The following is a 23,523-nucleotide window of genomic DNA, read 5'->3' on the forward strand; positions in this document are numbered from 1 at the left end:
TTATGGTGCTGGAAAACAACCTGTCACTGGTGAAAAAGGTCAACCGCCTGCTTAACTGGGGCCATTGGTTCAGCTTTTTCAATATCCTGCTGGCGCTTGTTGTGACATCGGTATACTGGTTGTCAGAGCCATTACCCGTTACCTTGCTCGGCTGGCTGTACCTGCCATTAAACTGGATTGGCCATACCGCTTTTTTGTGCTTTCTGTTTTTTATTCTCACCATCTTTCCTGTGTCGTTGGTATTTCCTTATCAGCGCCATGTGCGAGGTTTAGCCGCCATATTAGCGACCCTTGCACTGGTGGTTTTGATCTTTGACGCTTACGTCTATGCTAATCTGGGTTATCACATTGGCAGCACATCGTTGGAACAGGCTATAGATCTGCTACGCCAGCAAATTGTGACAAACTTGCGCAACTTTGTACTGATCGTGCTGGTGGTGGGCAGTATGCTACTGGCAATTGAGCTGACGCTGAGTAATTACTGCTGGAAAAAGGTGGAGCGGTTAAAACAAGCCGGCATCGCAGCATGGTTATTGAGTATTTTTATCGGCAGCTTTATGTTGAGCCATCTGCTGCATATCTATGCCGACGCTAACCTGAAATATGATGTCACCAAGCAAGACAATGTATTGCCGCTGTCTTACCCGGCCACAGCAAAAACCTTTTTAGCACGCTATCAGTTGGTAGATCTGAACCACCGAGCCCAGTTGCAGTTGGATAAACTCAGCCTGCCGGCATCGGTAAACAACCCTGACGCGCTGCAATGTCAGAGCACGGCGAAAGCGGCCACGGTTATTATCGTCAGCAGGGCATTAAATGCAACGCAACAATCTGCAATGCAGTCATTGGCGTTGCAACCACTAGAGCAACACTTTGCCCCGCAACATGCCGATGAAGCCTTGCTTAACCTGCTGTATGGCAAGTTTCGTACCGATGATGCAAACTTATTGCCACTGCTCGCTGAGCCGCCTGGCTGGCTGGAGCAATTACCCGTTGGCTTAGTTAGTATCAGTCGCAGCGCAACGACGGCGGTGGCGAGCCTGCCCTGGCTGGGTACAGCACCGGCAGCAAGCTTTGCCATAGTGTTTGACGATACCCCTGAGCAGCAGCTATCGCTGTATCGTCAGTACACCAATATTGTGTTACTCACCCTAAGTGCCGGCCCTGGCCAGTTTAACCTGGCGCCGGTACAAGCCTGGTCTAATTGGTCAGCGCTGCGCCAATTGCAGCCACACCTTGTTACCCAGCATCTGGATATGCTGCCCACCTTGCTGTCGCAAGCCGGCTGTCATTTTCACAGCAGCTGGCTGGGCGACAATTTGCAAAAGCCGCGCAACCTGCCAAAGCTCAATATCAGTGGTGAAGAGATCATCAGCTTTAAAAAAGATAAAATGCTGGTGCTGCGTGCCGATGGCAGTTATGGCGTCTGGTCTGCCGGCACCCTGGTGCCCCTGAATGAAAAACTTGACCTGCCGATGCTGACCGATGCATTAAAGCGTATCGAGAATATCACCGACTAATGAGCCGGGCTCTGTGCTTTCTTGCTCGGGCGGCCGGCTAATTCTAACTCTGCCAGGTGCAACATATTGGTCAGAGCAATAGGCGCCACAGGCTGGGAAAATCGTTCAATGTAGGCTATGGCTGCTTCTTTCAGCATTTGCTGACATAGCTGGTCATAGGTGCTAAAGCCGTCGTACGCTAACGGCTCATTAAGCTCAGCTAATTTTAACTCGCGCTGACGACGCATAAACCACTGCAGTAAGAATTCATATTGTTTCACATCCAGCCATTGCCGCCAGTCCATAGGGTGCTCCTACTATTTGCGTTACGTTTATACGTTAGTATCAGTAAATCCGATTAGCCCAAGCATATTATTTCACTTTAAACAATAATGAGAACCGCTATTATTTAGTCATCGCCCCAAGCGGAGAACACGAATATGACCAAAACCATCACCTTTGCCATTATGCACTTTAGTATCGCTTTTGCCGTAACCTATATAATTACCGGCAGCTTTGTCCTTGGTGGCTTAGTGGCGTTAGTAGAGCCGGCGGTAAACACTGTCGGCTACGTGGTCCATGAAAAAGTCTGGCAACGCTTTGGCAGCGCACAAAGTGCTGCCAACAAGGTAAAATATGTGCGTTAAATCGCTTTATTTAGCGTTGCGGCAGGGACGCAGGAAAATAGCTCCAGGCCAATATCCGGCTGACTTTTTGTCCCTGGCGCATGTTAATCACCCGCTGTTGTGCCACCCCTGCACTGCGCAATAACTTTTCCAGCACTGCCAGGTGCTTCTGTTGTGACACCAAGCTACTAAACCAGCCTACCTGCTGTTTGAACATTTGACTTTCGCTAATCATCTGGCTGATAAAAGCTAACTCTCCGCCTTCACACCACAACTCGTGTCGTTGTCCGGCAAAGTTACGCTGCTGCCCCTGCTCTGCTTTACCTAAATTACTCCATTTACGTTCACTGGCCGCTTTAGCCTGTGCTTCAGAGGCATAAAATGGCGGGTTACACATGGTCAGGTGCACAAAGTGATCGCGGCGAATAACGCCGTCAAACATCGCATTACGTTGTTGATGCACAATACTGACCCGCTTGGACAAACCAGGGTTGCTGGCCACTATCGCTCTGGCAGCTTTTACCGCGACGATATCGATATCTGAGCCAATAACCTGCCAACCATAGCAACTGCTGGCAATAATCGGATAAATAAGGTTAGCACCGGTACCAATATCAACCAATGTTATCTGTTTGCCCGTTGGAATATCCTGGCCCGGGCCGGCAAGTAAATCAGCCAGATAATGCACGTAATCAGCTCTGCCCGGCACGGGAGGGCATAAATAGCCCGCGGGTAACTGCCAGAACTTAACCTGATAATAATGTGCTAATAATGCCTGATTAAGCGCAATTACAGCAGCATTGTCGGCAAAATTAAGGCTTAGTTCGCCATTCGGATTTGTAATAACAAACGCATTAAGGGCCGGTACAGCCTTAACCAGTGCGCTAAAGTCGTATTTCCCCTGGTGCAGGTTACGCGGATGTAACAAAGCCGGTGAACTCACTAAAATCGGGCCTGTGCAAACAAAATTTGCGCGCAGTTTAGCATGGCGATGTGAATAAGCAGCAGCCACGATAAAAAAACGCTACAATAGCGCCATTATTGTCGCCCGTTTAGGGCAATGTTGATGGATGGCGCATGCTGGCTCTTGGAAAAATTAATCGTTTAGTCGTAAAAAAACAGGTTAAGTTTGGTTTTTATTTAGATGGCTTAAGTTGGGGCGAAATTTTGCTGCCCAACAATGTCGCCCCCAAAGGACTCGAAATTGGTAACGAGCTGGAGGTGTTTCTCTATCTTGATTCCGAAGATCAACTGATTGCCACGACGGAGCAACCGAAAATCAAAGTTGGCGAAGTAGCCCAGTTACAAGTTGTTGCGACCACTAAAGTGGGAGCTTTTGTTAACTGGGGGCTGAAAAAAGACTTACTGGTGCCGTTTAGTGAACAGCAGATCCCGTTAAAAGAAGGCCAGAAATATCTCCTATACTGCTACGTCGACAACAGCAACCGTATTGTCGCCTCAAGCAAACTGGACCGGCATCTGCACAAAACCCCTGCACTGTACAACAGCGGTGACAAGGTGGATATTATCATCAGTGAGCAAACGGATATTGGCTATAAGGCTGTGGTTAACCATCAGCATTGGGGTGTGCTGTATCAAAATGAAGTGTTTAAACCGCTGCGCCGTGGTGAGCAATTAACCGCTTACATTGTCAAAGTGCGTGATGATGGCAAAATTGATCTGCGTCTCAACGCAGCAACCTATAAACAGGCGCTGCAACTAACTGCGCAGATCTTGGCGAAACTTGAGCAAAATGGCGGCAAATTGGCCCTGACCGATAAAAGCTCACCTGAGCTGATTTATGCCAGTTTTGGCGTCAGTAAAAAGGCGTTTAAACAAGCCATAGGTAGCTTGTATAAAGACAAAAAGATTGTTATCGCCGAACATGGCATCCTACTGGTGCCTGCCGAGTAACAGCAAAACGCCGGCTTAAGCCGGCGTTTTGCTGTTTCCTTACTTTCGATACATTCGTTGAGTTAGGTTACTTAAGCACTGCGGTTTTGAGGTTTTGACAATACCAGGTGTACTGCACTGGTTGCCCGCTCACGAAAGCCGCCTTCGCAGTAACACAAATAAAAATGCCATAACCGGACAAAATTATCGTCATATCCCAGCTGATGCACTTTATCACGGGCATGCATAAAATTGTCGCACCAGTCTTTTAAGGTGCGGGCGTAATCAAAACCGATGTCCTGCAACTGACGCACCACCAGATCGGTTTTACGGCTGATAGCGTCTGTCATCCGGCTAATGGACGGCAGACAACCACCTGGAAACACATAGCGTTTAATAAAATCAACTTCCCGCACGTATTGCTGATAACGCTGGTCAACTATCGTAATGGCTTGCAACACCATCAAGCCGTCAGGTTTGAGCAGGCTGGCACATTTGGCGAAATAGGTATCAAGGTAGTCTTCGCCGACAGCTTCTATCATTTCGATAGACACCAGTTTGTCATATTCGCCTTCCAGATCGCGATAATCATTTAATAACAGCGTGATTTTATCCTGCAAGCCTAAGGCTTCAATACGCGCCTTGGCATAATCATACTGCTGTTGTGAGATCGTCGTCGTCGTCACGCTGCAACCGTAATGCTGGGCAGCATAAATGGCCATACTGCCCCAGCCAGTACCGATCTCCAGTAAGTGATCGGTTGCTTTAAGCTGCAAACGCTGGCAAATAAGTTGTAATTTATGTTGCTGGGCGCTGGCCAAATCGGCAGACGCTTCAGGATACACAGCACTGGAATACATCATGCTGTCATCGAGAAACAGCCTGTACATATCGTTACCCAAATCATAGTGAGCAGCAATGTTCTTTTTCGCTTGTGTTTTAGAATTTCGGTTGCGCCAATTCAGTAATTTTAATAATGGCCGGCCAAGACGTGTGATGGCTGAATCCAGTTTGTCTAACGCAGCCAGGTTAAGCGCAAAAATACGTACCAGCGCCGTCAGATTATCACAGCGCCACCAGCCATAAATATAAGCTTCACCGCCGCCAACCGAACCCGACATCACCAGTTTCTGGTAAAACGCCGGGTCGACTACGGTGATTACCGTTTTAAGTTCTGCATGTTCTTCACCGAACCGCAGCCGTTGGTTACCCTCTACCACGGTAATATCGCCGTGTTTTAACTGGCTGATAAAATCCAGGGCAAACTTACGACACAGGCGTTCAAACCAGCTCAGATTATCAAACACTGAGCTCTCAGTCAGACTCATTGTCATGCATTGTTATCCTTTGTTTTTGGGTGATCATGCACAGGAACCCCTTTTAGAAATAACTTCAGTGCATGCCAGTAAATACGTAGTATCACCTGTACGTTTTGCCACGGATTGCGGATCAACCAACGCTTTTTCCAGGCAGCGCTCAGTTGCTGCCGGCTCAGATTAATCCAGGCACTGAAAACTTGTTTGTTATCCTGAGTGTTAGTAATACTGCAACGCAGTAGTGCATCAGGCGCGCTGATCTGCCAGTGATATTGCATCGCGATAGGATTAAATGGCGACACATGAAAGGCTTTGGCATGCTGATATCGCTGCTGGCCTGCGACAATGGTTTGTAGATAGTAATGCCGCTCATTCCAGGGCGTATTAGACACTTCAGCCAGCAAATAGCAAAAGTCGCCTTGTTCGTCATAACAGTAGTACAAAGTAAGTGGGCTAAAATACAGCCCCCAGTTTGCCAACGGCGTCAAAACAAATACTTTTGCCGGCACAACGTTGCCACCTAACTGTGCAACCCTGGCACACACCGCCCGAAACAAATCAGTGTCTCCCGGCAGATAATCACGTCGCCGGTAGCTAAGGGCGCCAAAGCGCTCATAACAGATACCGTGCGCAGCCAATGATTTATCATCCAGCATGCTGCAGTCCAGCCAGTACTGCGCCAGGTTATAGCTAAAGCCATGCTGGCGAGGGCTCAACCTTAAGTGCCCTACTTCCCCCTGGTATACAGCGTGGCCAGCTTGCATCAATAGTCCACTCCCAACAAAGCAGCAACGTCAACGGCACTTCTGGCCCCGTCTTCATGAAAACCGTTGTACCAATACGCACCACAGTAGTAAGTATGCCTGATACCGTTTATTTTGCTGCGTTGTTGCTGTGCAGCCAAAGTGTAATGGTTATACACCGGGTGATCATATTGATAGACACCCAGAATTTTGTCCGGCGCTATCGCCTGAGTGTTGTTAAGTGTGACGCAAAATGTCACCGGTGCGCTAATACCCTGCAGTAAATTCATATTGTATGTCAGGGTTGCACGGTCATTAACATTGGCATCCAGATTGTAGTTCCAGGCTGCCCAGGCGCGTTTGCGGTTTGGCAATAAGCGGGTATCGGTATGCAATACCACTTCATTTTTCTGATAAGCAATGCCACCGAGCACAGCCGTTTCGTCAGGGGTGGCTGCATTACCTAATAACGCCAATGCCTGATCACTATGACACGCGAGAACCAGTTTGTCATACTGCTCAGTGCGGCCATCAGCAAAGGTTAGCGTTACGCCCTGCTCGTCACGTTGCACCGCGCTAATACGCTGCCCCAATTTCACCTTATCTGCGCCCAGTTTTGCCTGTAACGCTTCAACATAACGCTTTGAGCCGCCTTTAATGACGGCCCATTGAGGCCGGTCACTGACATTCAGCAAACCATGGTTATTGAAAAAGCGCAGAAAAAACCGCAGCGGGAAGGCTGGCATGTCAGCTAAACCGGCAGACCAGATAGCCGCGCCCATTGGCAGCAAATAATTGTCACGTATCGCTGTGCCAAAATCATACTTCAGCAAAAAATCACCCAGCGACATGTCTAAATCGGCATGGTTTTCTGCCAGCAGTTTTTTACCCAATTTATTAAAACGTAAAATCTGTAACAGCATAGACCAAAATGATGGCCGCAGCAGATTACGCCGCTGCGCGAATAAGCTGGTAAGGGTATTGCCGTTGTATTCAAGGTTTTGCGCACTGTTTTTTACCGAAAAGCTCATTGTTGTATGCTGAAAAGCCACGCCAAGCTCAGCGATAAAGCGGTTAAACACCGGGTAAGTCCAATTATTAAACACGATAAAACCGGTGTCGATGGCATAGCGCGTCCCGGCTACCTCCACATCGACCGTGGCGGTGTGCCCGCCAAGATAATCATTCGCTTCTATTACTGTAACATCATGTTTTTGCTGCAACAAATACCACGCCATCATGCCGGAAATGCCGCCACCCACTACTGCTATACGCATACTGCTCCTTTAACTTTGTCGCAACCTTTTCCGCTATGGCGCGGTATTGGCCATACGTTGTTTTACTTTAGTCGTTAACCAGCCAATTACCGGCAGATGCTGGTACACCATCTCGTTCAGATCGTAGTAATCGCGGTGATAAACTATCAGTCCATCCTGCCAACGCAGCACTGTGCAACCATCCACCGCAACGGCTTTGCCATTGCCTATTGCCGGGTGACAAAACTTCATACGCCAGCTTAAAAAGCCCTGCTCAGCCTGCTCAAGCCGGTCAAGACCGATAAACTCACAGTGCTGTAGCCGCGCATAAGCATGGCTGAAATACTGCGCCAGTGCGGCCCGGCCGTGGATTTCATGCACCGGATCAATAAACACCACCTCTGGATGATAGATATCAGCCAGCGTCTGCATATTGTTTGCTGACAGCGCATTGTAGAAATTCAGCAGCTGTGTAATACGTGGCGTATCAATAGCATTCATGCGTTTTTCTTTACCTCTGCAAAAAGCGCTAACGTCTGCTTGCGTGCCTCAGCGTGATCCACCACCGGCTGTGGATAACCTTTAACACCGCCCAGCTTATGCGGCCAGTGAATTGCCTTGCCTGACACTTTGCAAAGCTCCGGCACATACAAACGGATAAAGTCACCTTGTGGATCAAACTTTTCGCTTTGATTCACCGGATTAAAAATACGAAAGTAAGGTGCCGCATCGGTACCGGTTGACGCTGCCCACTGCCAACCACCATTATTCGCCGCAAAGTCACCGTCAATCAGTTTCGACATAAAGTAGCGCTCACCCCAGCGCCAGTCGATATGTAAATCTTTCACCAAAAAACTGGCGGTAATCATCCGCAGCCGGTTGTGCATCCAACCGGTTTGGTTAAGCTGGCGCATGGCTGCATCTACAATCGGATAACCTGTGTGGCCACTGCACCAGGCGTTAAACAGCTGCGGGTTATTTTTCCAGGCAATAGCGGCTGTCTCTTTTTGAAATGGCTGATGTTTAATCAGCTCTGGGTAAGCCACCAGAATATGTTTGTAAAACTCACGCCAGATAAGCTCGGATAACCAGACCTCAGCGCCGGTTTTTTCCTGTGCCCAGCTGTCTTTAGCTTCCAGTTGCAAACGGGCGACACACTGGGCAGCAGATACGGCACCGATAGCCAGATAAGGCGATAACCTGGAGGTACCATCAATGGCCGGGAAATCACGTTGTTGCTGGTAAGACGCGACCTTTTCCTGACAAAAGTGCCTTAGCATGGCAAGGATTTCGCTTTCTGTTACCGGCCAGTCGGCAGAGCTGCCATCGCCAGGCTTTAACGCAGCAAACTCATCCAGCGCCTGCACTTGTTGCGCAACGGCTTTGGGGCGGCCAAAGCACTGCACCCCCTGCTGATGCAGTTTGGCCAGCCAACTGCGCTTAAACGGGGTGAATACTTTATAAATATCGCCCTGTAAAGTGCGCACACTGCCGGGTGGCATAAGGCACTGGCTATCAAACAGAATAAGTTGGCCCGCATTGGCCTCAAGCACTTGTTGTACACGGGCATCACGCTGCTGCTCACGCAGCTCATATTCCGTCTGGGCGAATACGGTTACCCCAAAACGCTGGCTTACCCCGTCAAACCAGTGCGCGAGCTGCTGATAACTGCTGCCTTCTACGGCGAGTAGCGGGATATTCAGCGCCTGAAGCTCGGTTGTTAATGCCCGGACACGCCGGCGGATAAAATCCTGCTTAATAGCCGCCATATGGTGCTGTGCCCAGGTATCCGGCGTTGCAATAAACAACCCTATTACCGCCGTGTTATGCGCTGCGGCGTAGTCAATGGCGCTGCATAAGGCGATATTGTCCAGACAGCGCAGATCATTTCTAAACCAAACAATCGTTAGCGGCTGCATATCAAGCTCTCAACCCCAGGCTTTCCGGATAAGGCGCAAAGTAGCGCTGTGCACTGACATAAGCATTTGGCTGCTGCTTTAGATGATGTTGCAGTAAAATCAGCGGGGCTAGTAGCGGTACAAAGCCCTGCCGGTAACGTTGGATCAGATCGGCCAGCTCCTGTTTCGCTTCCGTGGATAAACCGTGTTTTAAAAAGCCCTGCAAATGCTGCAACACATTAGCGTGCTGCTTGCGGGTAGCAATGTTTTTCAGTGCCTGCATCAACGCCAGCAAATAACGTTGTTGCAGCTCGTCGGCAGCAAAAAGTTTGGCATTGGCGACCAGACGGCCCAGCTCACGATAAGCCGTTGGGCTGTGGGCCATTACTAAAAACTTATAACGGCTGTGAAACGCTACTAACTTGCCGACGCTAAAGCCGTCCTGCATGGTTTGTTGGTAGTCATAGCAGCTAAACACACGACAGATAAAATTCTCTCTTAATGCCGGGTCAAACAACCGGCCATCTTCCTCTACCGGTAACCAGGGGTATTTTTGCATTAACTGATGGGTATAAAGGCCAACGCCCAGCTTGCCCAGCTGCTGGCCTTTGGCATCAAACAGCCGCACCCGCTCCATGCCACAGCTGGGCGACTTAGCACAGACAATATAGCCACTGAGCTGCGCCAGTTGTGGCAGCTTTTGTTCGGTAAAAGCCAACATAGCTGCGGTATGGTCGATCGCACTATTATTACTTTGCACCAGATGCACCTGGTGCTCAGCGTCCAATTGCAGTCTGATCGCCGGACGCGGTGCGCTCATGCCAATGGCCATTTCCGGACACACAGGTACGTATTGCACCAAGGGTGCCAGTTGCTGCATGCAAAATGACGACGCTTTATGCCCACCGTCATACCGTACTTTATCGCCCAGTACACAGGCGCTGATGCCTATTTTTACCGTCATAGTCCTTACCTACTGCCATTTAACGTCCTACTACAGTCCGTCTGTCATCTTGGATCGGATTTTTTTACCTACCGGTTACTGTTTGCATAAAAAAACGGCAAGCAGCCTGCGCTACTTGCCGTTTTTTCATCAAAGCTAACACGATTATTTCTTGCTAGTGCCTACTTCAACCCGAGACTTTAACTTCTGCCCGGGGCGGAAAGTTACCACACAGCGGGCAGAGATCGGAATATCTTCACCGGTTTTCGGGTTACGTCCCGGCCGCTCATTTTTAACCCGCAGGTCAAAATTGCCAAAGCCAGATAACTTTACCTGATCACCCGCCTCTAAGGCTGCGCGGATCTCTTCAAAAAAAGCTTCCACTATTAATTTGGCATCGCGTTTGCTAACACCAAACTTTGTAAACAGACGTTCTGCTAAATCGGCTTTGGTAAGCGCCATTCTTAATCCCTCAACGTTGCGTTGAACTCTTCACCAAGCGCGCTAACTACTTGATTTACCAACTGTTGGATATCTTTATCTTCCAGGGTACGCGCTATATCCTGCAGGGTCAGAGCAATGGCCAGCGATTTAAAACCCTCTGCCACACCCGGTCCTGTATATACGTCAAACAATTTTAGGTCAACTAGTTGATTTCCGCCAACTTTTTTTATAGTAGCAGCTATATCAGCAAAACGCACCTCTGATTTCACTACAACCGCTAAATCACGCCGGTTGGCCGGATACTTTGACAACTCGCGTGCCTGCACGATATTGCGCAAGCCCAGGCCTGCCAGCTCCAGTTCAAACAAGTAGGCTTTGCCTTTAATACCCAACTTGCGTTCGGCTTCCGGATGCAGCGCACCAACATAGCCTACCAGGGTATCGGCGCGGTATATTGCCGCGGTTTGCCCCGGATGCAGGGCACTGTGCTCTGCTGTCACAAAACGGAACTGCTCAGTTGCTGAGGTTTGTGCCAACAGGGCTTCAACATCACCTTTAACATCATAGAAGTCGGCTGTACGGTTTTCCATGTTCCAGTGTTCATTATGCATGGAGCCAACCATGACACCACCCAGTACGGCCACCTGACGTACACCACCTTCTGCTGTCGTATCAGGAATAAACTTCAAACCATACTCGAACAAACGAATACGGCTTTGCTGCCGGTTCTGGTTGTACTGTACGGTTTGCAGTAAGCCCGGCCACAGATTCAACCGCATCGCCGACATATCTGCCGATATCGGGTTTGGCAATACCAAAGCGTGCTGCTGCGGGAATAGCTGTTGCTGCACCTTAGGATCAACAAAACTGTAAGTAATGGCTTCCTGATAGCCGCGGTCTACCAATACAGTACGCAAGCGCTGCACATCCAGCTGGGCTTCATTAAAGCTGCGCATTTTAAGCGCGGCTTGCGGCGCCACATTAGGAATATTGTTATAACCATATACCCTGGCAACTTCTTCAATCAGATCTTCAGCAATGCTAATGTCAAAGCGATAACCCGGTACACTTACCTGCCAGCCGTCAGCGGTGTCACTGACTTGCAAACCTAAACGGCTGAAAATGGCGGTCACTTCAGTTTTTTCGATACTAATACCCAGAATGCGTGCCAGCTTTGCTTCGGTTAAATGTATCTCAGCGGTTTTAGGTAGATGCGCCTCAGACACGGCTTCTACTACCGGGCCGGCTTCACCGCCACAGATTTGTAGTACTAAGGCAGTGGCCCGCTCCATAGCGGCATGCTGTAGCTGTGGGTCAACACCGCGCTCATAGCGATGTGACGCATCCGTGTGCAAACCGTATTGCCGCGCTTTGCCGGCAATGGCCAGTGGGGCAAAAAAGGCACTTTCTAAGAAAATATCGGTGGTGTCAGCCGTTACGCCACTGTGCAGACCGCCGAACACGCCAGCCATTGCCAGGGCTTTACTATTATCGGCAATCAGTAGCGTATTGGCTTTTAAGCTAACTTCGCTTTCATCCAGCAACACCAGCTTTTCGCCCTCTTCGGCCAGACGCACATTAATATCACCATCAATTTTTGCCAGGTCGAAGGCGTGCATCGGATGGCCCAGTTCCAGCAACACGAAGTTCGTAATATCAACGACCGCATCAATACTGCGCACGCCACAGCGGCGCAGTTTTTCCGTCAGCCACAACGGGCTTGGTGCGCTCACATTAACATTACGCACCACCCGACCTAAATAGCGTGGGCAGGCAGCGGGCGCACTTAAGGTAATTCCCTTTTTATCGCTGAGGGTGGCCACTACCGGAGAAATGTCGCTTTGACAAACATCCAGTTTATTTAATACGCCGACTTCGCGCGCCAGGCCTTTAATCCCCAGACAATCGGCTCGGTTAGGCGTTAAATCCACCTCGATAATGCGGTCATCCAGTTGCAGGTACTGACGGATATCCTGGCCTAAGGGCGCATCTTGTGGCAGCTCAATAATACCGTCTGAGTCGTCCGCCATACCCAATTCAGAAAAAGAACACAGCATACCGTTTGACGGCTGGCCACGTAGCTTGGCCTTTTTAATGACAAAATCACCGGGCAGTACCGCACCTACTGTCGCCACCGCAACTTTTAAGCCATTACGGCAGTTTTTGGCGCCACAGACAATGTCCAGCAACTCACCCGAGCCTACATTGACTTTGGTGACCTGTAACTTATCGGCATCCGGGTGTTGGCCACACTCAACCACTTCGCCTACCACTACGCCGCTAAATACCCCGGCCACCGGCTCAATGCCATCTACCTCTAAACCGGCCATGGATAACTGCTCAGATAAGGTGTTGGTGTCAATGGCTGGGTTTACCCACTCGCGTAACCAGGCTTCACTGAATTTCATCTAAATTAACTCCGCTTATCTGAACTGTTTTAAGAAACGTAAATCGTTTTCAAAGAAGGCACGCAGGTCTGTCACGCCATAGCGCAGCATGGTTAATCGCTCGACGCCCATACCAAAAGCAAAACCGCTGTACACCTCAGGATCAATGCCGACAGAGCGCAGCACATTAGGGTGCACCATGCCGCAGCCCAATACTTCCAGCCACTTGCCATTTTTGCCCATTACATCCACTTCAGCTGAAGGCTCTGTGAACGGGAAAAATGATGGCCGAAAGCGGATCTGTAAATCCTCTTCGAAAAAATTGTGCAAAAAGTCATGCAAGATGCCTTTGAGCTCAGTAAAGCTGACCTTGGTATCGACCATTAAGCCTTCCACCTGATGGAACATCGGCGTATGGGTCTGATCGTAGTCATTACGGTATACCCGGCCCGGCGAAATGATCCGCAGTGGCGGCTGTTGCTGCTCCATCGTACGAATTTGCACACCTGAAGTCTGGGTGCGTAGCATCAGCTTGGGGTTGAAATAAAAGGTATCATGATCGGCACGTGCCGGATGATGCTCCGGAATATTCAGCGCATCAAAATTGTGGAAATCATCTTCAATTTCCGGGCCATGCTTTACTTCAAAGCCAAGCTCGGCAAAAAAGGCGCTAATGCGCTCAATGGTGCGGGTGACCGGATGCAAGCCGCCCAATTCCAGCGTACGACCAGGCAAGGTTACATCAATTTGTTCCTGTGCCAGCTTGGCGGCCAGTTGCGCATGCTGTAACAGATCACGACGGGCATTTAACGCATCCTGCACTTGCTGCTTGAGTTCGTTAATTTGTGCGCCGGCTTGTTTGCGCTGCTCCGGGTCCATGGCACCGAGCGATTTTAACAGTTCTGTGATGCTGCCCTTTTTACCCATAAATTCAACCCGGATCTGTTCCAGGGCCGGAATATCGGCGGCGGCGGCAACGGCCTGTAAGGCGTTTTCCAATATTGCTGTCAGGTTCATCTGTGTCCTCAAAGCAGCTAGCGTTGATAGGTGTCAAAGCCGCTAATGATACACCAGAACGACAGCTAAACGCAGGCGTTTAGCGTACTTTTTCTGCCAAACAGTATGGATTAATTGAGGATTTCTTTAACGAAAGGAATGGTCAGCTTGCGCTGATGCACTATGGTGGCCTTATCCAGCTTGTCCAAAATGGCTACCAAAGCGCGAATATCACGGTCCTGATGATTCAACAAATAGCGTGCCACTTCGTCCGGCAGCTCCATGCCGCGCAAACGGGCCTTTTGCTGCAGCAATTTTTGCTTGTCGTCATCGGTCAGCAAACGCAGCTGAAAAGCCGTGCAGGCCTGCAAACGTGAGACTAAATCGGCCAGTTGCAACCCCAACTGTTGCGGCGCCTGATTACCAACGATAATCAATGCCTTACCTTGCTCCGCCATGCGGTTATACAAATCAAATACCGCCGTTTGCCAGCTCAGCTCACCGCTGATGGCCTGAATATTGTCTAGGCAGACTAAATCCAGCTGCTCTAAATCATCCAGCAAGCGTGGGCTTAACTGACGGCAATCATCTAAGGTCAACAGTTGGCTGGTCAAGCCCTGTTCCTGAGCCTGTACACAGGCCGCATACAACAGGTGCGATTTACCGCTGCCACTGGCACCAAACAAGTACACCGGACTTTGCCGGGCCGGCTGGCGCAAATAGGTTTTTAAAAAAGCGACAGCCGCGGTTTGGGCGCCGGCGTAAAAGCTATCCAGTGTTTCATCTTCAGGCAGCGTCACTGCCAGGGTGTATTGCAAAGGTTGCATCAGAGCCGGCTGTAGTTAAACGTCGCCAGCACCGGCATACTGCTGAGATCAACAGCCTGCTGCGCTGCAGTTGGGGTATCCGAAGCGTATAATTGCAGCTGCGGATTAAACCGCAATGCATTTAACAGGCCCTCTGCGGCAATATCGCTGCGTAGCTGATAATAAGCCGTGCCAGCTTCAAACTCGGCGATAGTCACCTCAGTGACACCAACGACCTGTTGCAATAAACGTTGCACCTGCACAATATCTGTCAGGTTATTCAGTTGCTGCACTTTAAGCCGCACAGCTGCACCGCCTTCTGCCGACATAACGCTGGCGTACTGTTGCGCCAACTGATTGGCCAGAGCAGCAGCAAAAGCCAGCATCAGGCTCTCTTCATCAGGTGCTGTCAGCTCTTCACGATAGGTTTTACCCTCTGTCTGGCGCTGCCAGGACAAACGTAGCGTCGACTCAGCGTTGTCCGTTATCTGTTCAACGGTGGCAGCGACAACCACGTCAGCGCTGTAACGACGGCTGGCCTGGTTAATCTGCTGCCAAAAGCCAGCCCAGACATCCGTTTCCGACAGTGACAACACATCATCCATATCGTACAACGGCTGTAATAACGGTAAAGCGCTTAATGTAAAGGCCTGTTGCAGCGCCAGGTTCAATGGCTGCTGTGCCGAGCGCACAAAGCTTCGCTCAGCTTCGTTTTGCTGCACCAGCCATACCAGGATATCCGGCCGCATCGCGCCCCAAACCGGGATATTATTTTGCTGTAGCAACTGGTTTACTTTAACCGCATCAAGCAGCACCCGCATGCGGTTACCGTCTGAGTGGCGAACGGCTTCAAATTGCTTGATATAACCTGACGCTCGCTTAAGTTCAGTGGCGATTTCTGCCACCGTACTGATTTGCGCGTTACCGCTTACCCGGGCTAATACCTGCGCCAGAGCGCGCTGTTGCCATTGCTCGGTGGTACCATCAGCGGCCACGTCGGCCTGGTACAGGTTTGCCACCTGACCTGCGCTAACACCATAGCTCAGCGTTATCACAGCAACACTGAGCGTTAGTGCCAGTGCTATCGATAATCGTCTAATCATTCCCTACCCCAGGCCTGTGCCGGCAGATCGCGTTCTGCCGACATGCCATGCTGTTACAGCTCTACCCGCGCCAGTCTGATGGCTTCAACAAATGGCTGATGTAATGCCAGTACCGTCTCAGCATTCAGATAAGCACCGCTTTTGTCACGTAAACTGAGCGCGGTCTGCTTATCCGCCCGGCTTAAGATAAGCTGGTATTCACCGTCTGCCACGGGTAACAGCGGCTTTGCACTATTTCCCCAGAATTGTGACCATAATCCCGGCTCAGTTTTTTCATAACTCAGATAATAAGTGAATGCAGAACGGTTCATGTCAGTAACTTCTAAGCCAAGCTCAGCAAACACGGCTTCCAGCTGCGACCAGGCAACATCTATTGACTGCGGGGTCAGCAAGGCTGGATTACCATCGGCATCCATACCCGGCTCCAGTGCAACATCTGGCGCCTTGGCTTTATTGGTTAGCGCTATCGCAATTTCTTCTTTACCGATGCGGTCAATGATTTGGTTCAGTACGGTCATTTCCTGACGCTGTGCATCGCGGCCAGACAATTGTGCCTCTGGTGTAAAATACTGATGCTCGATCATGCTTACCGTCATACTGGCTGAGCGGCCATGTGGACGGGGCTCTAGCGTGATGCGAAAACGAGCCTGCTCTTTTACCTGCTCAGATTTCCAGAACCAAAAACCCTGTTCGTCAAAGCGGCTGATCCAGCCTGTGGTGTAACTAAGCCCGCTATCATCCGGTACCAATTCAATGCCTTGTTCGGTAAATTGCGTACGTAGCATCTGTTGTAAAAATGGCAGCAAATCGCCGGTATAATCGTTACGGTCAAACCATACCCGAGCCAGTTTTTCCCCTTCTTCCACCCGGCTGCTGGCCGCGGTCGCCAATACCAACGCTGGCGAGCGTACATCCGCTTCAGATTGTTGCGCCGGTGCCGGTGGAATATCAAACTGCGCAGGTTGTGCGGGTGCTTGTAAGCCAGAGGGTACCTGCAACGCATCAAGCCTGTTCGCTGGCTGGTTTGTTTGTACCGGTTCTGATTGAAACAAAGAACATCCTGTCAGCAAAACGCTGGCCACTACACTACTTTTCACCCAATGTTGCACGTTACTACTCCTAAATATGGTGCTGTGCGCTGTTATTACCTGTTGCCACGCGTTCAAAGCGCTATACCGGCTTTTGCCAATGCCTGTTCGATTACGGCGCCATGAATTGGTTCAAGCTGTGTCAGCGGCAAGCGCATCACATCTGAGGTAATCAGGCCCATCTTTTGCAGCGCCCATTTACTTGGAATAGGGTTCGCTTCGATAAATAAATCATGATGCAGTGCCTGCAGAGCGTGGTCTGTCTTCTCGGCCAGCGCGGTATCACCTGACATCGCGGCACGGCACAACAGTGCCATCTGTTTTGGTGCAACGTTGGCGGTCACCGAAATAACACCGTGGCCACCTTTTAACATAAATTCACAGGCGCTGGCATCATCTCCGCTTAATAACATAAAGTCTGGTGGGCACAGCTGCGTTAACTCAGCCAGGCGCTGCATAGAGCCGGTCGCTTCTTTAATACCGACAATATTGGCTGTCTTTGCCAGTTCAGCAACGGTTTCAGGCAACAAATCGACCCCGGTGCGGCCCGGCACATTATACAGTAACACCGGCTTGCTGGTTGCCGCGGCAACGGCATTAAAATGCAGCACCATACCTTTTTGCATCGGTTTATTGTAAAACGGCGTTACCGTTAAAAAACCGTCTATCGGTAGCAATGATAAGGCCTTAGTACGCTCAACAGCCTCGGCTGTCGCATTAGCACCATTACCGGCTATTACGCCAATACGGCCGTTAACCTGCTGACATACTGCCTTTATTACCTGCAGCTGTTCAGCAAAGCTTACCGTGGCCGCCTCGCCTGTGGTACCCATGATAACCAGGCCGTCCGTGTCATTTTGTAAATGAAAATCGACCAGGCGTTTCAGGCTGTCATAATCAACTTCACCATTACCAACCATAGGTGTGATAAGCGCAACCCAACTTCCTTTGAACATCTCAATTACAGCCTCATTAACCAGTAAGGGCGTCTATGTTAAAGAGACACCGGCCTAAACACAAGAAGCCTGGCACGGATAGCACAGTAGCAACGCGATGGATGACATAGTCTGCCGGTATGCTACACTTGGCGGCGTAAATTTCACTTCATAATGATCTGGTTGTTTTTCAGGATTTTTATATTATGCCACAACAACTTGTAGTAACCGCCATCGGCACAGACCGCACCGGTATTGTTAGTAAGCTGGCACGTTTAGTGACCGACTGTAATTGCAATATCACTGACAGCCGTATGGCCATTTTTGGTGGCGAATTCACCTTTATTATGTTGCTGTCAGGCGATCCGCCTGCCATTAGCCGGATTGAACATCTATTACCTGGGCTGGGGCTGGAACTTGATCTGACCACGATGACCAAGCGTACCAGTGCGCATCAACCCAAGCCGGTGGCGGCGCGTTATGTACTTGAATACACCGGCCCGGATCGGGTTGGCACCTTAGGCGCCATGACCGGGTTATTAGCAAGTCATCAGGTGTATATTGGCTCGCTGCAGTCGCAAAGTCAGCTGACCACTGACAATGGCCCAAGCCAGATGCACACCCAAATGACGCTGGAATTACCCGAGGGCGAGCAGCCCGAGCAAGTAAAAGCCGCCGTAATGGCGCTGCTGGCTGAGATGAATTTAACGGGCAGCTTTCATGCCCAAAGCTGATTTAATACGGAGTAGCCAATGAACTATTTAACCGCAGGGCAAGCCGCACCTGACTTTACCCTAAACGACCAACAGCAGCAGCCAGTTACCTTATCTGCGCTGTTAAAACAGCAGCGTGTACTGGTGTATTTTTACCCCAAAGCCATGACACCCGGTTGTACGGTGCAAGCCTGTGCCCTGCGCGACGTAAAAGCTGAACTGGCAGCAAAAGGGGTCACCGTGGTTGGCATCAGTACCGATGCACCGGCCCGGCTGGCCAAATTTACTGAACGCGACCAACTTAACTTCACCTTATTGTCGGATGAAGATCACAAAGTCGCAGATGCCTTTGGCGTTTGGGGTGAAAAGAAGTTTATGGGCAAAGTGTATGATGGCCTGCACCGGATCAGCTTTTTAATCGGTCAGGACGGCAACATAGAAAAAGTGTTTGATAGTTTTAAAACCAAAGATCACCATCAGGTGGTGCTGGATTATCTGGGCTAAGCACAGCCTATCACGCTCAGGGAGCCTAACATGAAAAAAATGATCCTCAGCCTGGCCATCGCGACAATGTTCAGCGGGCCGCTAAGCGCTGCCGTAATTGACAGCGAAAAGACAAAAATTGACGTGCAAACGCTGGTATCCGGTCTGAAGCACCCATGGGGCATGACATTTTTGCCTGATGGCCGCATGCTGGTAACCGAGCGCAACGGCGGGTTATTGCTTATTTCAGCCGACGGCAGCAGTAAAACGGCATTAACAGGCCTGCCGGCTATTGAAGCCAAAGGTCAGGGCGGCTTACTGGATATTGCCTTATCCCCTGATTTTGCCCGCGATAGCCGGGTATTTTTTAGCTTTTCTGAACCGGGCGATGGTGGCAGCAGTACCGCCGTTGCCAGTGCCGTGTTAAACGCCGGGAGTTTGGCTGAGGTCAAAGTGATTTTCAGCCAGCAGCCGAAAGTAGATGCCCGTCACCATTTTGGTAGCCGTTTAGTGTTTGACACCGCGGGTAATTTATTTATTACGCTGGGCGATCGCGGCAGCCAGCGCGTTGAAGCGCAAAACCTGGCCAACCATATTGGCACTGTGGTACGGGTAACCACCGACGGCAAAGCGGCGGCGGCTAACCCTTTTAGCGGCAAAGCCGATGCCAAAGCTGAAATCTGGTCATACGGTCACCGCAATATTCAGGGGGCGGCCTTACACCCTGCCACGGGTCAGTTATGGACGCACGAGCATGGCCCGCAAGGCGGCGATGAAATTAACATTGCTCAGGCCGGCAAAAACTATGGCTGGCCACTGATTACGTACGGTGAAGAATACGGCGGTGGTGTTATTGGCAAAACCAAACAGGACGGGCTGGAACAACCGCTGCATTATTGGGTGCCGTCTATCGCGCCAAGCGGCATGCTATTTTATACCGCTGAGCCGTTTAGTGCCTGGAAAGACAACCTTTTGGTAGGCTCGTTAAAATTTGGTCAGCTGGTTCGGCTGGAGCTTAGTGGCGATAACGTCAGTCATGAAGAGCGCATTATGATTGGTCAGCGCATCCGTGATATAGAGCAAGGCCCGGACGGCGCCGTTTATCTGTTAACCGACAGCGCTGATGGCCAGGTGCTGCGACTCACGCCGGCGCAATAAGCATTGCGCGCAGGTGTTACCGCTGCCAGCAGCGTGCTGTCTATGCTGGCATTGATGTTAAGTTACAGCAAACCGTCACTGGCACAAGCCGATCCGGCTGCAGCGGCCGACGCTACTGAAGTGATCCTGATAAGTGCGTCGCTGCAGCGTGAGGCCTGGCTAACCAGCCCCGCCTCCGCTGAGCTGGCGTTGCCTCCCGGCCAGGGCATATTAATTGACAGCGCTCAGTTATTCGGCAGCATCAGCGGTGTGCAAGCCGACAGCCGGGCCAATTTTGCCCAGGACACCCGGCTCAGTGTGCGCGGCTTTGGCAGCCGCAGTGCTTTTGGTATCCGCTCGTTATACCTGCAACAAGACGGTATTCCGATATCGACGCCGGATGGTCAGGGCCAGCTGTCCAGCATCTTGCTGGATAATATCGACAGCGTAGAAGTGCTCAAAGGCCCACTGGCAGCGTTATATGGCAATGCGTCCGGCGGCGTGTTATCACTGTACAGCCGCACACCAACGCAAAACAGCGCCGGGTTAGCGGTTGCTGGCAGTGAACAGCACCGGCAATACCAAGTGTTTGCCGATTGGGTGTCAGGCAATAGCAGTTTAAGCGCCAGCGCCAAACACTTTACTACGGACGGTTTTCGGCCACACTCGCAAGCAGAAAAACAGCAGGCGCAGCTGCTGTATCGCACCACACTGGCCGACACGGCAAGACTTAGCGCCCGGCTGGATTACGCCCGCGACCCTCAACTGCAAGATCCACTGGGGTTAAGCCTTAGCGATTGGCGTGAGCAACCACAGCAAACCAGTGATGCCGCACAGCTGTTTGATACCGAAAAAAACAGCCGCCAGCGCCAGATCAGCCTGAGTTTATCCGACTATCAGCAAGACGATCAGTGGCAACTCAGCGCCTGGCTCGGCGAGCGGCAAATTAATCAGCGTTTGGCTTTTACCGGCAGCGCCCCCACTTCCGCCGGTGGCGAAGTGCTGTTAGACCGGCTGTTCAGTGGTGTCAATGGTCACTACCGCCTGCTGCACAGTGACAGCTATCACCTGCGAATTGGCGCCAGCCTAATGCAAAGTGAAGATGATCGCTTGGGCTTTGTAAATGACTTTGGCCAACGCGGTGCGCTGCGCCGGCAGCAAACCGACAGCGCGGACAACCGCGACCTGTTTGTGCGTGGGCAGTGGCAACCCACTAAGCGCTGGCAGGTGCAAGGCGGCTGGCGTTACAGCGAATTAACGCTAAAAATAGCCGACCGCTACATAACAGCAGACAACCCGGATGACAGTGGGACTAAGGCGTTTTACAACCAAGCCTTCGCCGCCGGTATCAGCTATCGTATTAACACTCAGCTTAGCGCCTTTGTCAGTGCTGCACACGGCTTTGAAAGCCCCACCCTGGCCGAAATTGCTTATCAGGCTGATAGTGAAGGCGTCAACCTGGCACTTAACGCCAGCCGTAACCGACAGTGGGAAACCGGCCTGAAGTGGCAACTGCCTGCGCTTAGCGGCAGTGTCAGCACCTTTGCCATTCAAAGCCAAGATGAGCTGTTGGTGGCTCAGGCTGTTGGCGGGCGCACCAGTTACCGCAACGCGGCTGAAACAGCGCGCAGCGGCGTCGAGCTGCAGCTTAACTGGCGGCACAATGCCCACCTGCGACAGCAACTTAGTGCACACTATCTCAGCGCCGAGTTTGATGCCGGCGAGCTCAGCGGTAATAGCCTGCCCGGCGTGGCACAGCGCCAGTCAAACTGGCAGCTGGACTATATGCCCTGGCAAAACAGCACGGTGTTAAGCCTTTACAGCCGCTATCGCAGCAAGGTGTATATCAATGATGCCAATAGCGACACAGCACCGGCCGCGCTGAGTTTTGCCCTGGCCGCACGCCATAGCCAACAGCTACAGCAGCTGACACTGGATTACTGGCTGGCCGTGGATAATCTGACAGACAAAGCTTATGTCGGCTCTGTCATTGTCAATCAAAGCAATGGCCGGGCTATTGAGCCAGCGCCGGGCCGGCAACTCAGCGCCGGACTAACGGCGCGTTTTTACTGGCAATAACGCTAAATAAGGTTAAACGTCGGCCGGCTGCGGATGCACCCGCGCCGACCAGGCGTTAATGGTCGCTTTTACCAAAGAGGCCAGCGGAATAGCAAAGAAAATGCCCCAGAAGCCAAACAAACCGCCAAAAAACAACACGGCAATAATAATAAATACCGGGTTTAAATTAACCACTTCGGAAAATAGCACCGGTACCAGTAAGTTACCGTCCAGCGCCTGAATAATGCCGTAGGCCAACATTAAATAACCAAACTCCGCTGTCGGTCCCCATTGGAAAAACGCTACCAGAGCGACCGGCAGCGTGACCACCGCAGCGCCAACATAAGGGATCAACACCGACAGCCCTACCAACACCCCCAGCAGTAATGGATAGTTCAGGCCAAAAATAGCAAACACGATATAGCTGGCGGCACCGACAATCAGGATTTCCAGAATTTTACCGCGGATATAGTTCATGATCTGCATATTCATTTCATGCCACACCTGGCCTATTAGTTTGCGCTCTGTCGGCAATAGCTGGACAAAGCTGGCCGTCAGCTGCGCTTTGTCTTTGAGCATAAAAAATACCATCAGCGGCACTAGCACCAGATAAATTAACAGCGCGACTAAATCGACAATAGACGTCAAAGACAGCTGCAGCATGTCCCGGCCAAAGCCCATCAGGCGCTCATCGACAGAGTGCATCAGGATATTAATTTGTTCGACACTGACCACGCCCGGAAACGCGGTAGGCAGCTCCAGTAAATAGGCTTTGCCCTGCTCGATCATTTGTGGCAAATCCCGCAGTAAATTGCGGCCCTGATACCAGACTATCGGAATAATCCACATCAATGTCAGGGTGGCCACACCAACAAAGGCCGCCACTACAGCCACCGTGCTGATGCCGCGGGATAAGCCTAACCGGCATAGCCGTACTACCGGCCATTCCAGCAAATAAGCAAAAGCAATCGCAACTAATACCGGCGCTAAAATGCCGCTTAACCAGTAGATAGACATAAAACCAATCAGCAGTAACAAAAACAGTGTCACGACCTGCGGGTCGGAAAACTTATGTGCATACCACTTCTTTAACCAGTCCAGCATAGTAAGACTCCAGCATCCTATAACGCGGCAATAACGCCTGAGCAGGCCTCAGTATACCGAAGATAAGCACCAATTTGGCGCTTAACTGTCTGTTG

The 23,523-nt window shown here is 50.9% G+C and carries 23 protein-coding genes; 7 read left to right on the forward strand and 16 right to left on the reverse strand.

What is annotated here, in order from left to right:
- Nucleotides 1-2 precede the first annotated feature (2 nt).
- Nucleotides 3-1,520: a DUF3413 domain-containing protein gene (locus EYB30_RS15050; RefSeq protein ID WP_166839726.1), complete on the forward strand. Its 1,518-nt coding sequence runs from the start codon at nt 3-5 to the stop codon at nt 1,518-1,520.
- Here EYB30_RS15050 and EYB30_RS15055 read toward each other — a convergent pair.
- Nucleotides 1,517-1,804 carry a hypothetical protein gene (locus tag EYB30_RS15055; protein ID WP_166839727.1) on the reverse strand — a complete coding sequence of 96 codons (288 nt, stop codon included), beginning with the start codon at nt 1,802-1,804 and terminating at the stop codon, nt 1,517-1,519. The genes EYB30_RS15050 and EYB30_RS15055 overlap by 4 nt on opposite strands.
- A gap of 135 nt (nt 1,805-1,939) precedes the next feature.
- Between EYB30_RS15055 and EYB30_RS15060 the strand changes: the two genes are divergently transcribed.
- Complete coding sequence (locus EYB30_RS15060) at nt 1,940-2,146, forward strand: DUF2061 domain-containing protein (protein WP_166839728.1); 207 nt, start codon at nt 1,940-1,942, stop codon at nt 2,144-2,146.
- 10 nt (nt 2,147-2,156) lie between these two features.
- On the opposite strand, the gene rlmF is transcribed toward EYB30_RS15060, so the two are convergent.
- On the reverse strand, nt 2,157-3,068 hold the full coding sequence (gene rlmF, locus EYB30_RS15065) for a 23S rRNA (adenine(1618)-N(6))-methyltransferase RlmF (RefSeq protein ID WP_166839729.1): 912 nt from the start codon (nt 3,066-3,068) through the stop codon (nt 2,157-2,159).
- Between the two features lie 134 nt (nt 3,069-3,202).
- Between rlmF and EYB30_RS15070 the strand changes: the two genes are divergently transcribed.
- Nucleotides 3,203-4,039, forward strand: coding sequence for a CvfB family protein (locus EYB30_RS15070; RefSeq protein WP_166839730.1), 837 nt, complete (start codon nt 3,203-3,205; stop codon nt 4,037-4,039).
- Nucleotides 4,040-4,110: 71 nt separating this feature from the next.
- On the opposite strand, the gene EYB30_RS15075 is transcribed toward EYB30_RS15070, so the two are convergent.
- From EYB30_RS15075 to dapA, 13 genes are all read right to left on the reverse strand, one after another.
- Nucleotides 4,111-5,352, reverse strand: a complete 1,242-nt coding sequence (locus tag EYB30_RS15075) for an SAM-dependent methyltransferase (protein ID WP_166839731.1) — start codon at nt 5,350-5,352, stop codon at nt 4,111-4,113.
- Nucleotides 5,349-6,098: a DUF1365 domain-containing protein gene (locus EYB30_RS15080; RefSeq protein ID WP_166839732.1), complete on the reverse strand. Its 750-nt coding sequence runs from the start codon at nt 6,096-6,098 to the stop codon at nt 5,349-5,351. The genes EYB30_RS15075 and EYB30_RS15080 overlap by 4 nt, the downstream gene beginning before the upstream one ends.
- The gene (locus tag EYB30_RS15085; RefSeq protein WP_166839733.1) at nt 6,098-7,354 is read right to left on the reverse strand and encodes an NAD(P)/FAD-dependent oxidoreductase; all 1,257 of its coding nucleotides are present in this window, start codon (nt 7,352-7,354) and stop codon (nt 6,098-6,100) included. The genes EYB30_RS15080 and EYB30_RS15085 overlap by 1 nt, the downstream gene beginning before the upstream one ends.
- A gap of 33 nt (nt 7,355-7,387) precedes the next feature.
- Nucleotides 7,388-7,834 (reverse strand): nuclear transport factor 2 family protein, encoded by a 447-nt coding sequence (locus tag EYB30_RS15090; protein ID WP_174978756.1) that lies wholly within the window; start codon nt 7,832-7,834, stop codon nt 7,388-7,390.
- Nucleotides 7,831-9,252 carry a deoxyribodipyrimidine photo-lyase gene (gene phrB, locus EYB30_RS15095; RefSeq protein ID WP_166839734.1) on the reverse strand — a complete coding sequence of 474 codons (1,422 nt, stop codon included), beginning with the start codon at nt 9,250-9,252 and terminating at the stop codon, nt 7,831-7,833. The genes EYB30_RS15090 and phrB overlap by 4 nt, the downstream gene beginning before the upstream one ends.
- 1 nt (nt 9,253) lies before the next feature.
- Entirely contained in the window at nt 9,254-10,195 is a 942-nt protein-coding gene (locus tag EYB30_RS15100) for a YbgA family protein (protein WP_166839735.1), read from the reverse strand.
- 144 nt (nt 10,196-10,339) lie between these two features.
- Nucleotides 10,340-10,636, reverse strand: coding sequence for an integration host factor subunit alpha (locus EYB30_RS15105; RefSeq protein ID WP_008223539.1), 297 nt, complete (start codon nt 10,634-10,636; stop codon nt 10,340-10,342).
- 2 nt (nt 10,637-10,638) lie between these two features.
- Nucleotides 10,639-13,026, reverse strand: a complete 2,388-nt coding sequence (gene pheT, locus EYB30_RS15110) for a phenylalanine--tRNA ligase subunit beta (RefSeq protein WP_166839736.1) — start codon at nt 13,024-13,026, stop codon at nt 10,639-10,641.
- 15 nt (nt 13,027-13,041) lie between these two features.
- Entirely contained in the window at nt 13,042-14,022 is a 981-nt protein-coding gene (pheS, locus tag EYB30_RS15115; protein WP_166839737.1) for a phenylalanine--tRNA ligase subunit alpha, read from the reverse strand.
- Nucleotides 14,023-14,132: 110 nt separating this feature from the next.
- On the reverse strand, nt 14,133-14,828 hold the full coding sequence (gene hda / locus EYB30_RS15120; RefSeq protein WP_166839738.1) for a DnaA regulatory inactivator Hda: 696 nt from the start codon (nt 14,826-14,828) through the stop codon (nt 14,133-14,135).
- A complete protein-coding gene (locus tag EYB30_RS15125) occupies nt 14,828-15,910 on the reverse strand; it encodes a DUF2066 domain-containing protein (RefSeq protein ID WP_166839739.1) in 1,083 nt (360 codons plus the stop codon). Before EYB30_RS15125 ends, hda begins: the two co-directional genes overlap by 1 nt.
- A gap of 53 nt (nt 15,911-15,963) precedes the next feature.
- Complete coding sequence (gene bamC, locus EYB30_RS15130) at nt 15,964-16,962, reverse strand: outer membrane protein assembly factor BamC (RefSeq protein WP_206674665.1); 999 nt, start codon at nt 16,960-16,962, stop codon at nt 15,964-15,966.
- A gap of 110 nt (nt 16,963-17,072) precedes the next feature.
- Nucleotides 17,073-17,954, reverse strand: coding sequence for a 4-hydroxy-tetrahydrodipicolinate synthase (gene dapA, locus EYB30_RS15135; RefSeq protein ID WP_166839741.1), 882 nt, complete (start codon nt 17,952-17,954; stop codon nt 17,073-17,075).
- A gap of 185 nt (nt 17,955-18,139) precedes the next feature.
- Between dapA and EYB30_RS15140 the strand changes: the two genes are divergently transcribed.
- Genes EYB30_RS15140 through EYB30_RS15155 form a run of 4 tightly spaced genes read left to right on the forward strand, consistent with a single transcriptional unit; the run spans nt 18,140 to nt 22,345 of the window.
- Nucleotides 18,140-18,667, forward strand: a complete 528-nt coding sequence (locus EYB30_RS15140) for a glycine cleavage system transcriptional repressor (protein ID WP_166839742.1) — start codon at nt 18,140-18,142, stop codon at nt 18,665-18,667.
- A gap of 18 nt (nt 18,668-18,685) precedes the next feature.
- Complete coding sequence (gene bcp, locus EYB30_RS15145) at nt 18,686-19,150, forward strand: thioredoxin-dependent thiol peroxidase (protein WP_166839743.1); 465 nt, start codon at nt 18,686-18,688, stop codon at nt 19,148-19,150.
- A 30-nt stretch (nt 19,151-19,180) separates the two neighbouring features.
- Complete coding sequence (locus EYB30_RS15150) at nt 19,181-20,287, forward strand: PQQ-dependent sugar dehydrogenase (RefSeq protein WP_166839744.1); 1,107 nt, start codon at nt 19,181-19,183, stop codon at nt 20,285-20,287.
- A gap of 3 nt (nt 20,288-20,290) precedes the next feature.
- The gene (locus EYB30_RS15155; protein WP_241698053.1) at nt 20,291-22,345 is read left to right on the forward strand and encodes a TonB-dependent receptor family protein; all 2,055 of its coding nucleotides are present in this window, start codon (nt 20,291-20,293) and stop codon (nt 22,343-22,345) included.
- 12 nt (nt 22,346-22,357) lie between these two features.
- Here the strand turns inward: EYB30_RS15155 and EYB30_RS15160 are convergent, their stop codons facing one another.
- On the reverse strand, nt 22,358-23,428 hold the full coding sequence (locus tag EYB30_RS15160; protein WP_166839745.1) for an AI-2E family transporter: 1,071 nt from the start codon (nt 23,426-23,428) through the stop codon (nt 22,358-22,360).
- Nucleotides 23,429-23,523: the final 95 nt, after the last annotated feature.

Origin of the sequence: Rheinheimera pleomorphica (genome assembly GCF_011634895.1) — a bacterium.
In the GTDB taxonomy this organism is placed as follows: domain Bacteria; phylum Pseudomonadota; class Gammaproteobacteria; order Enterobacterales; family Alteromonadaceae; genus Alishewanella; species Alishewanella pleomorphica.